The 14,031-nt window shown below is 27.5% G+C and carries 17 protein-coding genes; 3 read left to right on the top strand and 14 right to left on the bottom strand.

The genetic code is table 11. The features are described 5' to 3' along the window. Positions 1–16: 16 nt before the first annotated feature. Genes ACFWUA_RS05490 through ACFWUA_RS05480 form a run of 3 tightly spaced genes read right to left on the bottom strand, consistent with a single transcriptional unit; the run spans position 17 to position 3,120 of the window. Positions 17–1,144, bottom strand: a complete 1,128-nt coding sequence (locus ACFWUA_RS05490; RefSeq protein WP_416199134.1) for an ABC transporter permease — start codon at positions 1,142–1,144, stop codon at positions 17–19. Then, positions 1,131–2,186 (bottom strand): ABC transporter permease, encoded by a 1,056-nt coding sequence (locus ACFWUA_RS05485; protein ID WP_416199133.1) that lies wholly within the window; start codon positions 2,184–2,186, stop codon positions 1,131–1,133. Before ACFWUA_RS05485 ends, ACFWUA_RS05490 begins: the two co-directional genes overlap by 14 nt. 1 nt (position 2,187) lies before the next feature. After that, on the bottom strand, positions 2,188–3,120 hold the full coding sequence (locus ACFWUA_RS05480; RefSeq protein WP_416199132.1) for an ATP-binding cassette domain-containing protein: 933 nt from the start codon (positions 3,118–3,120) through the stop codon (positions 2,188–2,190). A 185-nt stretch (positions 3,121–3,305) separates the two neighbouring features. Here ACFWUA_RS05480 and ACFWUA_RS05475 point away from each other — a divergent pair, with 185 nt between their 5' ends. The 3 genes from ACFWUA_RS05475 to ACFWUA_RS05465 all read left to right on the top strand — a co-directional run bounded on the left by ACFWUA_RS05475 (position 3,306) and on the right by ACFWUA_RS05465 (position 6,049). Beyond that, positions 3,306–4,340, top strand: coding sequence for a sensor histidine kinase (locus ACFWUA_RS05475; protein ID WP_416199131.1), 1,035 nt, complete (start codon positions 3,306–3,308; stop codon positions 4,338–4,340). A gap of 5 nt (positions 4,341–4,345) precedes the next feature. Continuing rightward, positions 4,346–4,969: a response regulator transcription factor gene (locus ACFWUA_RS05470; protein WP_416199130.1), complete on the top strand. Its 624-nt coding sequence runs from the start codon at positions 4,346–4,348 to the stop codon at positions 4,967–4,969. 69 nt (positions 4,970–5,038) lie between these two features. Next, on the top strand, positions 5,039–6,049 hold the full coding sequence (locus ACFWUA_RS05465) for a nucleoid-associated protein (protein ID WP_416199129.1): 1,011 nt from the start codon (positions 5,039–5,041) through the stop codon (positions 6,047–6,049). A 123-nt stretch (positions 6,050–6,172) separates the two neighbouring features. Here the strand turns inward: ACFWUA_RS05465 and ACFWUA_RS05460 are convergent, their stop codons facing one another. From ACFWUA_RS05460 to ACFWUA_RS05410, 11 genes are all read right to left on the bottom strand, one after another. Continuing rightward, positions 6,173–6,454 (bottom strand): ribosomal protein L7/L12, encoded by a 282-nt coding sequence (locus ACFWUA_RS05460; RefSeq protein WP_072745121.1) that lies wholly within the window; start codon positions 6,452–6,454, stop codon positions 6,173–6,175. Positions 6,455–6,598: 144 nt separating this feature from the next. Continuing rightward, a complete protein-coding gene (locus ACFWUA_RS05455; RefSeq protein WP_072745122.1) occupies positions 6,599–7,006 on the bottom strand; it encodes a GNAT family N-acetyltransferase in 408 nt (135 codons plus the stop codon). A gap of 86 nt (positions 7,007–7,092) precedes the next feature. Next, positions 7,093–7,731, bottom strand: a complete 639-nt coding sequence (locus ACFWUA_RS05450) for a class I SAM-dependent methyltransferase (RefSeq protein ID WP_416199128.1) — start codon at positions 7,729–7,731, stop codon at positions 7,093–7,095. Between the two features lie 258 nt (positions 7,732–7,989). Continuing rightward, entirely contained in the window at positions 7,990–8,733 is a 744-nt protein-coding gene (locus ACFWUA_RS05445; RefSeq protein WP_416199127.1) for a hypothetical protein, read from the bottom strand. 55 nt (positions 8,734–8,788) lie between these two features. After that, positions 8,789–8,929, bottom strand: a complete 141-nt coding sequence (locus tag ACFWUA_RS05440; RefSeq protein ID WP_416199126.1) for a hypothetical protein — start codon at positions 8,927–8,929, stop codon at positions 8,789–8,791. Between the two features lie 146 nt (positions 8,930–9,075). Beyond that, on the bottom strand, positions 9,076–9,843 hold the full coding sequence (locus ACFWUA_RS05435; protein WP_416199125.1) for a class I SAM-dependent methyltransferase: 768 nt from the start codon (positions 9,841–9,843) through the stop codon (positions 9,076–9,078). A 441-nt stretch (positions 9,844–10,284) separates the two neighbouring features. After that, positions 10,285–10,551 (bottom strand): flavodoxin domain-containing protein, encoded by a 267-nt coding sequence (locus ACFWUA_RS05430; protein ID WP_416199124.1) that lies wholly within the window; start codon positions 10,549–10,551, stop codon positions 10,285–10,287. A gap of 6 nt (positions 10,552–10,557) precedes the next feature. Continuing rightward, on the bottom strand, positions 10,558–10,830 hold the full coding sequence (locus ACFWUA_RS05425; protein ID WP_416199123.1) for a transposase: 273 nt from the start codon (positions 10,828–10,830) through the stop codon (positions 10,558–10,560). 147 nt (positions 10,831–10,977) lie between these two features. Further along, positions 10,978–11,946: a hypothetical protein gene (locus ACFWUA_RS05420; protein ID WP_416199122.1), complete on the bottom strand. Its 969-nt coding sequence runs from the start codon at positions 11,944–11,946 to the stop codon at positions 10,978–10,980. 796 nt (positions 11,947–12,742) lie between these two features. Next, the gene (locus ACFWUA_RS05415; RefSeq protein ID WP_352404675.1) at positions 12,743–13,087 is read right to left on the bottom strand and encodes a hypothetical protein; all 345 of its coding nucleotides are present in this window, start codon (positions 13,085–13,087) and stop codon (positions 12,743–12,745) included. Further along, positions 13,080–13,589, bottom strand: coding sequence for a DUF6036 family nucleotidyltransferase (locus tag ACFWUA_RS05410; protein WP_084604293.1), 510 nt, complete (start codon positions 13,587–13,589; stop codon positions 13,080–13,082). Before ACFWUA_RS05410 ends, ACFWUA_RS05415 begins: the two co-directional genes overlap by 8 nt. Between the last annotated feature and the right edge of the window lie 442 nt (positions 13,590–14,031).

Below are 14,031 nucleotides of genomic sequence, written 5' to 3'. Positions count from 1 at the left end.
ATTTTATGTTCTTATCTTAAGCCTTTTGTGCTGTTTTAGAAAAATATAGTCCCATAAGCAAAAATACTACACCAAACAACAATTGCATTAAAATTTCAAATCTCATATCTGAAAAAGAATTAACCGTCATTTCATTTACTCTAACAAAATAATAAGTTGGGAAAAACTTTGATATCATAAGAGTCTTTTCGCTTAAAAACTGTTGTGGTACCATAACTCCTGATATAAATGAAGTTCCTAAAGAAAATACAGTAGCAAGTGCATTTATGACAAATTTATTCCTCGTAATATTGTTAATTAAAAACGTAAAACATAGAGCAGAAAGTGAAAAAACCACTGTATTTAATACATATTTTCCAAAATTAACTTCTCCAATATATTTTCCCTTTAACACAATACTTCCTACAATGAATATCAATGTAATCATGCTCGCTATTGTCAATTGTCCCAGATACATTTCCATATTAAATTTTAAAAATTTCTTGGAAGATATCTTCATTCTGCTAGCAATATTTTCGTCTTTAAAATCAGCCATTACAAGACCTATTGTTGAAATATAAATGGCCATGATCACATAACTGGTGAAATTGTAATAATACTTAAACCAGTTGGCTACCCCTTCGTTTGCCATTTTGTTTTTAGACTTTATGAGCTCTACATTTGCCTCTTCATTTAATGCCACTTCTAAATCTTCTAAATTAAATTCTCCATTTTCATAGGTAGCATTGGCAAGTATAAGAAATTTATTGATTTGATTTTGAATTTGCATAGATTCTATTTTTCTATCATCGTTATATACTTTAATAGAACTTTCTTTACTTATCACTTTTCCATCAAAATCCTCTGGTATCACTATTACCGCATCCGCCGTCTCTAAAAAAATCTGTTCCTTTATATATTCTTCATCTGGCATTGTGTCAATTATATCGTTCTTTTTTTCTAAATAATTCTTTAAACCTCTTGATAGTTCACTATTGCAGTTGTCAATTATTCCTATATTTAATCTTTTTCCCATGAAACTAGTTTCTCTTTTTGCAGTACCTGAACCATTTAGTATAGACAAAATAAAAAATATAAGTGTATAAGTAAGAATAACCCCCTTGTTTCTAAATGCTATTTTAGTAAAATATTTATATACTGTCATAGTTTTTCCTCCTTAAAAATATATAGGATGTAAATATTAAAGCTATGCAATAAAGGGATAAAATTAGAATTCCTTCTCTTGCACTCTTAGTACTTCCTAAAAGATTTATCCTATATAGATTGTTCGTAATGATAGAAATAGGATTTATTCTACTTAAAATAGGTGCATGTTCATCAATCATAATTTTTACATCAGGTCCTATCATTCCAGATATAAATGATAAAAACAATGTAATTGCCACAGCCATTGCATTTTTTACACCTTCATTTTTCTTGTTGGAAACACCTATAAATATTCCTAGAGCTATGCCAAACAAATTCCCCATTAATATTAAAATAGTACTATATTTTATCTCTGTAAATAAATTTAGCCTTAAAGCATATTTTATAAAAATAAGCAATATTCCATTGGCAAATAAATTAAGTATCAGTGCGACCACAATCCCTGCCAATAAAAACTCATGCTTTTTAAGTGGAGTAACATTGATCCTTGCACCTAAATTGGACATGTTGGCTTGAATTAATTTTACTATTTCAATACCGGAAAAAATCCCATAGGTTGAAACCATAGCAATTAGTGAATAAAAAATGATTATTACAGGATTTGCCTTTTGATTTCTATCTAAAATATAATCTATTGAAAAATCATATTTTTCAATAGGCCTGTTTAATTTTTTCATCTGCTTTATTTGTCCTATTATTTCCTTTATTATAGTTTGATTTATCCCAGATTCTTTTACTGCCAAATTTAAATCTTCATCTATATATCCATCGATTTCTCCATTGTCTAACTTTTCTATTATCTCATCATCAGTAATTTCGTGGATATTTATAAAATCTATTTCTTCTAATACATATAAAATAGGATTCCCGCTTTCTATTCCCACATTTATAATTTCTAATTCTCTATCTAGCATTCCATTAAATGCTGTATAGAAAAAAACTGCCATAATGAGTGGATATATTAAACTCCAAAATGAAAAACCAAAATCTCTAAACATATTTTTCCCTTGATATACACAGTTTCTAAATAATCTTTTCATATTAGTCCCTAAGCTCCTTTCCTGTTAACTCCAAAAATACATCATTTAATGAAGGTAATTGGCTATGAAGCTTTGTATAGGTCAAATTGTTGGCCTTTATAAACTCTAAAAGATTAGCTAAGTTGTTAATGCCATTTTCAAATTTTATAATATAATCCTCTCCCTCTCTCTCTACATCAATAACATGGGGTATACTTTTCATCTTTTCAATAACTTCACCTTGAATGTCTAAAAACCCAACAACTATCTTTTCTGATGTTGTTATCATTTCTTTTAATTCTTCTTTTGTTCCAGAAACCAAGTTTTTCCCATTGTCCATAATGATAATTCTTTTACATAACATTTCTGCTTCCTCTAAATAATGAGTTGTGTATATGATGGTACTTCCTTCTTCATTTAATTTTCTTATTCCGTCTAATATAAAGTTTCTACTTTGAGCATCTACTGCAACTGTAGGCTCGTCTAAAAAAATCAGTTTAGGCTTATGGACTATTCCGCAAGCAATGTTTAACCTTCTTTTTAATCCTCCACTTAACTTTTTGGGATAAAATTTCACATAATCCTTTAACCCAACAAATTCTATAGCTTCTTCTACATACTGTTTTCTTAATTTTTTATCATCTATATACAGTCCACAAAAATAATCTATATTCTCTTTCACTGTCAAATTGTTGAAAACTGAAACTTCTTGAGGTACTAGACCTATTTGACTTTTAATATCATAAGAATTGGGAGTCATCTTTTTATCAAAAACATCTATTTCCCCTTTATCAAATTTTAATAGAGATAATATGCAGTTTATAGCTGTAGTCTTTCCACAACCATTGGGCCCTAAAAGTCCTATAATTTCCCCTTCTTCAACTTCCATATTAAAATGGTCAAGAGCTATTAACTCTTTATATCTTTTCACTAAATTATTTACCTTCAATATCATATATATCACTCCTCGATTTCATCTTAAGATAATTATATGATTTTAAATAAATCTTTTGTAGTATATAAAATTACAATACAATATGACATTTGTCACTGATTAAATTGTATTTCATAATAAATATAAGTATAATTAAAATATAGAATATTTAGTGAAAAACTTTAGTATTTAACAGGAGGTCTCATATGAGAAATTTTGTAGAAAAGCTTTTTATCATGTTACTTTGCTTATACAATACTTATAAAATAGAGCCAGATGCAAATTTAGTTGTTTATTTTCTCATAAGCCTAATTGTTTCGTTAGCTTTAGACTTATTGGATGATAAAAAAATAAAATCTATTATATATCTTTTATTTGTAATACTATGTTTTTCTCATAATTTATTTGTTTTTTATTTGCCACTAATTTTATACAATATGTATTTGGATTTTAAGATATACACTTTATTTACATTACCTTTAATTCTAATGAACTTCTCCACAATAAACTTGATTTCATCTATTGGAGCAGTTTACCTTTCCATCATGACAAAAAAATATAATATTATTTTAGATGAAAACAAAGTAGTTCGAGATGATTTAAAAGAAGATACCTTTTACTTAAAAAAATATAATGAACAATTGAGAATAGATAAGGAAAAGAATATACATATTGCCATACTTACTGAAAGAAATCGAATCGCAAGAGAAATTCATGATTCTATAGGTCACACCATAAGTAGCAGTATACTACAGGTAGAGGCATTGAAAGTCATTTCAACTGAAGACCATGTAATAAAAAACTTGGATACCCTTCAAGAAACCTTACAAAATGGAATGAATGATATCAGAAAAAGTATTCACAATCTATATAATGAATCACTAGACTTAAAAAATCAAATTGAAAAACTTTGTAGTGAAATACCAGCTATTGATGTTGAACTCGTATATAGAATTGAAGATGAGCTTGGCTATGATTTAAAGTTCGACGTCCTATCCGTGGTAAAAGAGGCTATGACCAATTGTGCCAAACATTCCAATGCCACAAAGATGAAAATAAGTTTAATTAGTCAACCAAAGTTTTATTCTATACTAATAGAAGACAATGGAAGTCAATTTAATGAAAAAAATAAAGGCATAGGACTTCTTTCCATGAATGAAATAGCTCATAAATATAATGGATATTTCAATTATAGATTTGACCAGGGATTTAAAATACATATGACTTTAATGAAAGGATAATGCATATGAATATTATAATTGTAGATGATGATCCTTTAGTAGTAGAATCTTTAAAAATAATTATAAATGCCAACGGAATAGATATACTAGATGTAGGCTATGATGGTCTTCAAGCTGTAGAACTTTATGCTAAGTATAAACCTGATTTAATTCTTATGGATATAAGAATGGAAAAACTTAGTGGTATAGAGGCTGCCAAAGAAATTTTAAAAGTAGATACAAATGCCAAAATTTTATTAATCACCACTTTTCAAGATGATGAATATATCGGAGTAGCCCTTTCTCTAGGTTGCAAAGGATACATATTAAAACAAAATATCAAAGGAATTGTTCCTGCTATAAATGCAGTCCATTCTGGAAATTTGGTTTTTGATTCAAAAATTGTATCAAATATTAAAAAATATACTAAAAAAGATATAGACATAAATCTATCTGATAGAGAATTGGATATTTTACTTTTAGTAGCAGAAGGATTAAATAATAAAGAAATTGCTGAAAAACTTTATTTAAGTGAAGGAACTGTTAGAAATTATGTTTCTAATATGCTTGAAAAATTATCTTTAAGAGACAGAACACAACTTGCCATATACTATTACAAAATGAAATTTGGAGTAGAAAAGGAGGAATAAAAGCTATTATAGATGAATTAGATTTATAACTATAATTAATATATGAAGTCGTATAAGGAGCTGGTTATGATGGACGAAATAAATATTCAAAAAATTATATTACATATTTTGGATAATTCAGTGGCAATACCTTTATTGTCAGAAAAAGAACATCCATACAACAAAGATATAATGGAGTTTTTAGAAATTCATATAGAAAAAGTTTTTAAAGATATTAATATCAAAAAAGCTTTTTTCCCCGATAAAGAAAATCCAGTTAAAAATCTTTGCATAGATATTTCAAATGACAATGATAAATTTGTAGAAAGCACTAGAAAATTTGCTCAACTCATGTACAATATAATGCTTGAAAACCCTACAATACCACCTTGTGATTTAATTTGTTCTCTTTTTAATGGAGATGGGAAAAAATACTTGGGTTTCTTTATATTGAATTATAAACCTTCTTACATACACTATGTAGATGAATCAGAAAATAAACGAATCAATCAAGTAATTAAACAAAAAACAACATTACCAAATGAAAATCAAAAAATTGATGAATTTATAATAATAAATTTAGAAGACTTTTCAATTCTATTAAAAGAAAAAAAATATGAAATTAATGGAGAAAAAGACTATTATATATCTAAATACTTGTTAGAATCACAAGATACATTATCAGACAAGGAAAAGATAGATATTGTAAATATGGTATCTAAAAAAATAGTGAACGACTACTATGAAAATGATGTAACTAAAATGGCAGAAATAAAAAATGCTATAGTGGAAAGTGTCGAAGAAAAAGATGCTATAGATATAGACCATATTAAAACTAAAGCCTTTAACAATAATTTAGACCTTCAAAATATCTATGAAGAAGAAATAACAAAAAGAGGATTATCAGAAAAAACCATAGATATAAATGAAAATTTAAATAAAAAAATAGCCAGAACTCAAAAGTTAGTAACAGACGATGGAATAGAAATAAAAATACCTGTATCTTATTTGACCAGCAGCGATAAAGTCGAATTTTTAAATAACCCAGATGGAACCATATCTATTCTACTCAAAAGCATTAGAGAAATACAAGGCAAATAAAAAGCCACTAACTCACGACTGAAGTCAAGAATTAGTGGCAATTCGCCAAAACCGCAATATGAATTTTTCTATGCTCTTTTTTATTTATTAATTCATTTTTAAGAGAGAAAAGGTCTTTTCAGCCTATAAACTATCAACATAATCCTTTGCTTCTTTTAACCCCATACCTGTAGCTTCTCTTAATCTCTTTATTGCTTCAACTTTTTTATTTTCCATAACAAGTTCTGACAATTCACTTTTCAACTCATCGCTTATATACTCCCTAGATGGTTCAGGCAATCCAAGATGTTCCATAATTCTATCTAATTTTGATTCTATCCGTTTTTGATTGCTTTCCAATGCATTAATGCTTGAACTAAGAATTATAAATAAGATTATTAAACCCATGTATAATATATTTTCCATATCTTACCTCCATAATTAGTTAATATATATCAATATTTTCCTCTGCCTATTGTATAAACAATTTATCATAATCAAAAGCAATCAAGTCTTTTGCATTTCCACTTGTAATTTTAACATTAACTCACTATAAGGATTTATTTCATTTTATTTTACAAAAGTAACGCAATTATAGTCGCTAGCTTTTACCATTCCATTTTTCTGATAGAAATTAATTGTTTTTTCAGTTTGATCTGTCATTAAAACAATCTGACGAATTAATTTATATCGTTCTAAAATTAGTTTTAACAAATAACTTCCAACACCTTGACTTTGATAATTTTTTAGAATTAAAATATCTTGTATATAAATAATTGTGTAACCATCACCTACTACACGAATCAACCCGACTAATTTCTCATTATCCCAAGCAGTTAATACCTTCAGTGAATTACTAATAGCATTTTTTAGTTTTATTTTATCATCTGTATAGGCATACCATTCTACATCATTGTACAAATCCATTAATTGGTCAATCTCAGGTATGAAATCCTCTTTAATTATTATTTTGTCCATTTTTATCCTCCTCAAATTTTATTATCTAATTTGAAGAAGGTTTCTTAATTTACCCACCTTATTCACTCCTTTAAATCAATCTTGCCCTATAAATACAAATTAGGGTAATTTTTAAGCTGAATAATTCCTGCGCAATGGGATATAGTTGTAAAACTAATATCTTCTTTAGGAAAATTTTTTTTTAGTTCATCAAATACAATATATATTTCTTCATCATCCCATTCACCAGTCTTTATTTTGCACTGTTCTAGCAATGCTCTTGTTTCAAAAGCTATATCTCCAATAATGATTTCACCATCATTAGAAAGTTGCTTCTTTAATTTATTAATAAATTTTATTTTATCTTTGTCTTCTAAATGATGCATTGCATAAGTACTTATAATGTAGTCAAACTGTATATTTTCAAGTTCTTTAGGTAAACCCTTAGAAAAATCATATTGAAGTAATTTAGCTGAAGGCATTTTATCTTTTGCAATTTCTAGCATTTTTCTGGAAAAATCAATGCCATATATTTCATATCCATCATCATATAGTTTTTTTGTTAATACTCCTGTACCAAATCCAATATCCAATACTTTTGCTTTTTCTTTTCTATGAACTATATTGTAAATAGTATTTAGAACATCTTTATATCCTGCAAATGGATATTCATTATCCTCTTCACACAATTGAACACTTTTATCGTAGCCATCTGCCCATAAATCAAAACCCTTATTATCTAACATTAAAGAACCTCCAAATAATATAAATAATCTTTAGTTTGCTTTTTTCTATTATTACGCATTATATAACAATATTATAGCATAAACAAGGTTGTCATTCTGAGTAAAACAAAGAATCCTATCTTTAAAACTCCTCAGATAAATCTTTCCATTCAGAATTTGCACTTTGTATTAATTCATTTTCCTTTAGTTAAATATACTCATATTCCATAATGAATCCCATATTTGTTTTCATACTATTTTCTCTAACAAGAAAATAAATTAAATGATTTTACTTACTAAATGCAATCTACAATACCCTGGCTCATAAGATATAACTCCCTCATCTCTAAAACCATTATCTAAGAACCATTTTAAATCACCATTTGGGAAAGTTCCAACTTCGTCACTAATAGCAATAATCTTCGAATATTTATCCTTTAAATATTCTTCTAAAGCTTTAAGCGGAGCAGATTTATAATCATATCTATTTGAGGAAAGATATGCACATGTCAGAAAAGCAATATCTTCAGACTTTGGGATATCATAAGGAACTATCTTAGATGGAACATATTCAACTCCACCCAAAAGCTTATTTCTCTCAACATTAATAAACCCAAAAGTATCTAAACAACAATCCTTCAAAAACGCAAACTTCTTTTGGCAGTTTTCAGAACAATTTCTTCCTGTACATGTCCCAGCAACTTCTATGTTTTTTTCTGTCAAAGGTATAATCTCACCTGTATATTTTTCTCTTCCATGTTTTATTATAAAGGTCTTCTCTTCAGGATATTGATTATTTAATAGACTATCCAAAAATTTATCTGATATAGGACTAAAGTACCTATTTACACCGTTCACAACAGTCAAAGTAGGGAAAAATAATCGTTGTTTTTTTGCAATTTCAAAATTATCTTTAACACTATAAAGGGTTATCTCAAAATACTTACCGTACTTTTCAAGCAATCTCAACATCTCATTGTTTATTGGGCATTGCATATCCCAATAATAAAACTCTATTTTCATATGTGTCACCTTTTAGAGATATATATAGGTATAATATAAATGATATGCAATTAATTTAAGAATTCTTTTTGATATATATTTTTAATGCTTTTACAAGTAAAAATAGTAAATATATCCCTACTCCGAGTGTAAGCAATGAAATTATTATAGCTATTATTGGCTGTCCACTTGGAATTACCCTTACTGTTTTATCCATGACATTACCTCCTTTAACTATAAAACCTTAATTACACTTGTTGCACATAAATCTATTGATGTACAATATAAATGGTACACCCATTCCACCGAATCAAATAAAGCAGTAGGTTATTGAAATAAAACCTGCTGCTTTTGGTATATAATCTATTCTTTATTAGCCATGATAAAAAACCTATGACATGTAAAATCAACATAACCTAATTTTTCAATCATATTATGAATTTTTAACAATTTGTCAAAATATTTTTCTATTGTGAAATCAGGCACTTGCCATGGTATGGCTTTTAAATAATATACAATAGCTCCTATATCATAAAATCTTGTTTTTACTAAATCTTCTCTTTGTTCAAATATATTTAAGCCTACCTCTTCTAATTCAGCAACAGCGTTTTTTAAATTCCAATCAATGAACTCAACTGAAGCTTCTAAAATCTCATTTATTTCCTTATCATTTAACCCGCCAACCTGCTGGGTAATAAATATACCATTGTTGTCTAAAATTCTTCTGACCTCTTTAGGTGAATAGGATTCATGTTTATTTATTACAAGTTCAAAAGTTTCATCATTAAATGGCAGTTCTTCATCATCTTCAACTTTATAGACTTTTACACCTAAAGGCTCCAATCTATTTCTTGCAATAGATATATTAGACACATATCCTTCTGTAGCACAAGTATATTTAGGTAGTGGACTTAAAGTGGATAAAAACTCTCCTCCACCTGTCCCCATATCAAGTAAGGAAGAAATTCCGTACATTTCCCTCATTACTTTATTTCTATAATTCCAAGTCAATGGGAACTCTTGCATTCTTCCTGTTCTTTCTATATATGAAAAGTCCCATCCTTCAAACTTTTCATTTGATTTATCTATTAGATAATTAAACAATTCATTATTTGTCAATCTTCTCCTCATAGTTAATTCCTCCTTTAAATATTCTTAAAATCTACAATAAAACAATCTTTTAAGGAGGACCTCTTGTGAGTTGTTACAATCCATATACAATGAAATAAATATACATAAATATACTCCTTTTCATAATTTTCTTTCAATTCCTATTTGCATTAGATTATATATCAAGTTACTAACTTTATCAATCATATTTGGGATATAACTTATCATATAGATATTAGCCTAGCTTTACATTCTGCCATTATAATATTTATGTGATATAACAAATGCCAACAGTTGAATATACATTGACCCTATAGAAAAAAGCGCTGGAATTATATAATCAAATTATTTATAAATGATTTGATTTGTCAAATAACATAACAAAGGCATTATAGTATTTTTATCTGTAAAATCAACTTTTCCCTCGTATGTAGCTAAAAGCCCTCTATCATCAGTCAATTTCTATGAATCTTTCTTAGAAATTGCAATTTTAAGCATTGCCATCATAGATTTATGTATGAGCCCTAATTTCTTATAATCAATTCCACCACGTAAATGGAAAAACTTTATATTATCACACATTTCCTTTGAAAAATTCTTTTCTATAATCGGAAGAAAAACTTCCTCTCTATCAGTTGAAGCAAATCCTACCGTAAAAACTATTATTCTTTTATCTCTTAAAGATTCATAATTTCTAGTTATAATGGAAATTACAGCTATATTGTCCATATAATCTCACCACTCCATGTCTTTTAACTGAGTGATTTCATTGTAAGTCAGGAGATTGTCCCCCGACTTACTTTGCAACATAATTTTTATTTGTTTAATCTTATTTACACTTCCTTCAGTTATACCATTGCTTATCCCATATGATGCTGCATTTATTACCGCTTCCAAATCTGTTTTCAAAGATGCTATAAATTTATTTATACAGCTATCTTTATAGGAGTCAAGATAACTATAATTTCTGTTGCTAGTATTATAAACATTTGTAAATACCAATTTCAATATTTATTTCTTATATTTATTATCTATTCCATTACAATAATTATCATCTTTATAAAATTGCTACATCTATTTCTTTGACCCTGGACATTTGAAAAACAATATTATCATTCTTTCATTTAAAATATTGCTTAAACCCTATTTTTTTGTTTAATTTATAAAATGATCTTGATGCAATAAATTATACGTTTCATTAAAAAATTTATTTACTTTTTTAACATTCCTTTCATCAAGATATTTTTTCAAAGATTTTCCTTCATCAAAAATTATTCTAGTCCACCAAAATGGATAAACTACTGCATAGATATCATTCATAACAGCTATTTCATCTTGATTCAATTTTCTACATTCCATATACTTTTTAATAAAAACCCTAAACATCTTACATCTATCATCATACGTAAGGCCATTATCTAAATCCATTTCATAGCAAACAAATAAGCCCTCTATAATCATATCACTTACCAAAATTTCATCCCCAGCTATATTATAGTCAAAAATTCCTGCTACTCTACCATTCTCACATACTAAATTATTAGTAGAATAATCTCCTTGCGTAGCATATCTGGGCAATTTATTCCATACTGCTTTTAATCTTGATAACCTTTCCTCATAAAGGCTAATAATATTTTCATATAAACTAATGTCATATAAGCTAAAATCATATTCACCATTATTCCTATATTCATAAAAGGCTTTATAGCCTCGTGATATATCTGTTGTTTCATCAAAAATATCCCATATAGTATTTCCTGAAATATGACAATTGTTTTCTTGAGAAATACTATGCATTTCAGCCACTAAAGTGGCAATTCCATCTACTATTTTATAATTTATAAATTTTAATTCCTCTCCTAGATATTCTTCTACAGTTACTGCATAAATTAGATCATTCACAGTATAAGATATGCAATATTTATCACAAGATTTATATCTTTTAGCTGTGTTAATTCCATTTGCTCTCATGCATTCAGAAAAAATACTTTGTTCTTCAATTAACTTTACTGGATGCTCTTCTTCCAAAACAAACTTGATTATATAAGTCAAACTATTATCCATTTCTGCTTTTACAATAACTTTTGCTCTTGGTAGAGTACCTTTTTCATAGTCTTCAATCAAATAAAATATATTATTAATATTACCCTAAATTCCATATTGATTTAAAACATCTTGAATATGGTTTTTATTGATTTTCATAGCTATTTCCTCCATCTATCCACTTATCACAAACATCTTCCTTTCCTTCAGCCTTATAAAATTCTATAATCATAAAATATAATTTCTCATCTACTAGTTTTAAATGTTCAATGGCATATTTCTCGTATATTGGATACTTCTTTTTTAATAGGGTTTAAGAGTATGAATAGCGATATATAAAAGTTTGTATTTAATGATTATAGTACATCACAAGAATTGAGCTTTTACAAATGTATTTTATACTTTACCTTCTCTTTTAATCATAGACCTTTTCCATCTTTTTAACTGTAAATAAGACCCTTGTGGTAAAATACCTATAATAATAAAACATATCCCCAACCCTTGTAAAAATCCTAAAAATAAATCAGGTACATTAAAAAAACGTTACGACACATTCTTTAACTTTTTGTTTCATTTTCCCCAGTAAGCTCCTCAAGTTTTCACCTCCTTTGCCTTAATGGAGGTACTTTGCTAAAGAAACAACTCACCATATTGTATCATATTGTCTATTACATATAATAATAATTATGTGTAATAGGTGCGGGACGGCAAAGCCATCCCCTACATATGATAAAACCAATATTGTAGGGGCGACCTGTGGTAATCAGTTCTACTGGCAAAATGAATGGGATGTATTTAATACTTAATATAGATTAATAAAATTAAAGCATTAGGTTTTATTAAACGGAACCTAATGCTCTTATTTCAATATTTTATCTTATCCCCAATATGACAATTTCAAAAACATATTTACAATCTTTTGTAATTCAGAAAATTCTTCTTCACTTAGTACACCATAATCCCTACCACAAATATCTCTTGATTCCAAGCTCCATAAAAATGATTTAAAATTAGGATATTCTTGAATATTCTTCTTTAATAAATATATAAAATCCTCCAACTTCTGATAATTAATAGTATTATTGTTTTTTTCCTCTTCATATAAAGATAAGTCTACTATCAATTCTAGGGGTTTAGTAATTTTATATCTATAGGCATCAGTATTATTGGGTAAAAAATCACTTTTATAGTTTTCATAACTTTCACATACTATTCTATACATAGTATCTCTCCCTAAACTGTGGTAATCTTTTTATAAATTGATTTTTTTTAGATTCATATAAATCATCTCTCAATAATACCTCATTTATAATTTGATTTATTAATTCTTTATCAGCTATATCTATAAGTTCATCCATATCCTCTATGTCTTTTTGTTCTAGCCTGATTATTTTGCTTACAATTATATCTTCAGGGGACAATAAATACACATTTAAATATTTAAATTTGTTTAGCCTTATAGCTCTTTCCTTATATTTAGGTGATATTATAGTACTTTCATATTCTAACATATCAAAATCCCTTAATTGTACAAAAATCCTCCCTAATTTGGAGGGATAATTTAAATCTATAAAATCAAAATCCCTTGTGGCTCTTTCTGTATATTCCCCTAATATACAGGCAGCTCCTCCTAAAAAATATATGTCGAAAGGTTCAATATCAAAAGCTATAGCAACCTTTTCCATATCTAAAATTTTATCTTCTAATTGTTTCTTTAATTCCACACTTATCACCCTATAATAATATAATAACATTATTATATCATAATTTTCTGTATATAATTGCATATTAATATTCATTTTCAAAAACTATATTATCATTAACATCTTCAAAACCTTCTTTAGAGATAAACAACAATCACCCAAGATAATTATTAAGTTCACATTTTTCTGCTATATCTTTATATGTACTCAATCCATTTATATAAAATTCTACAACCACTGGTTGACTTTTATTGATTTCATAAATGGCTTCCATAAATTCTACAAATCTATCCTCATATTAAGGTTATACCCTTCAAAAGAGCATAGTAATTCATCCGCTTCTTCAACAATTAAACAATGGTCATAAACATCTAAACTCCCATGAGTATATTTTCAAAACAATCTTCTATTTTTTCATGGTTTATATTCTATCAAATTATTCTTTCATCATTGGCTTTAATAG

Source organism: Sporanaerobacter sp. (genome assembly GCF_047830725.1).
Taxonomy (GTDB): Bacteria; Bacillota; Clostridia; order Tissierellales; family Sporanaerobacteraceae; genus Sporanaerobacter.
Note: the sequence above shows the minus strand (reverse complement) of the source record. Positions and strands in the feature narration are given on the sequence as shown.

Bases quoted from the DNA above. Each gene is read 5' to 3' on its own strand.
- ACFWUA_RS05490 (WP_416199134.1), bottom strand. From the start codon at position 1,144: ATGACAGTATATAAATATTTTACTAAAATAGCATTTAGAAACAAGGGG.
- ACFWUA_RS05485 (WP_416199133.1), bottom strand. From the start codon at position 2,186: ATGAAAAGATTATTTAGAAACTGTGTATATCAAGGGAAAAATATGTTT.
- ACFWUA_RS05480 (WP_416199132.1), bottom strand. From the start codon at position 3,120: ATGATATTGAAGGTAAATAATTTAGTGAAAAGATATAAAGAGTTAATA.
- ACFWUA_RS05475 (WP_416199131.1), top strand. From the start codon at position 3,306: ATGAGAAATTTTGTAGAAAAGCTTTTTATCATGTTACTTTGCTTATAC.
- ACFWUA_RS05470 (WP_416199130.1), top strand. From the start codon at position 4,346: ATGAATATTATAATTGTAGATGATGATCCTTTAGTAGTAGAATCTTTA.
- ACFWUA_RS05465 (WP_416199129.1), top strand. From the start codon at position 5,039: ATGGACGAAATAAATATTCAAAAAATTATATTACATATTTTGGATAAT.
- ACFWUA_RS05460 (WP_072745121.1), bottom strand. From the start codon at position 6,454: ATGGAAAATATATTATACATGGGTTTAATAATCTTATTTATAATTCTT.
- ACFWUA_RS05455 (WP_072745122.1), bottom strand. From the start codon at position 7,006: ATGGACAAAATAATAATTAAAGAGGATTTCATACCTGAGATTGACCAA.
- ACFWUA_RS05450 (WP_416199128.1), bottom strand. From the start codon at position 7,731: ATGTTAGATAATAAGGGTTTTGATTTATGGGCAGATGGCTACGATAAA.
- ACFWUA_RS05445 (WP_416199127.1), bottom strand. From the start codon at position 8,733: ATGAAAATAGAGTTTTATTATTGGGATATGCAATGCCCAATAAACAAT.
- ACFWUA_RS05440 (WP_416199126.1), bottom strand. From the start codon at position 8,929: ATGGATAAAACAGTAAGGGTAATTCCAAGTGGACAGCCAATAATAGCT.
- ACFWUA_RS05435 (WP_416199125.1), bottom strand. From the start codon at position 9,843: ATGAGGAGAAGATTGACAAATAATGAATTGTTTAATTATCTAATAGAT.
- ACFWUA_RS05430 (WP_416199124.1), bottom strand. From the start codon at position 10,551: ATGGACAATATAGCTGTAATTTCCATTATAACTAGAAATTATGAATCT.
- ACFWUA_RS05415 (WP_352404675.1), bottom strand. From the start codon at position 13,087: ATGTATAGAATAGTATGTGAAAGTTATGAAAACTATAAAAGTGATTTT.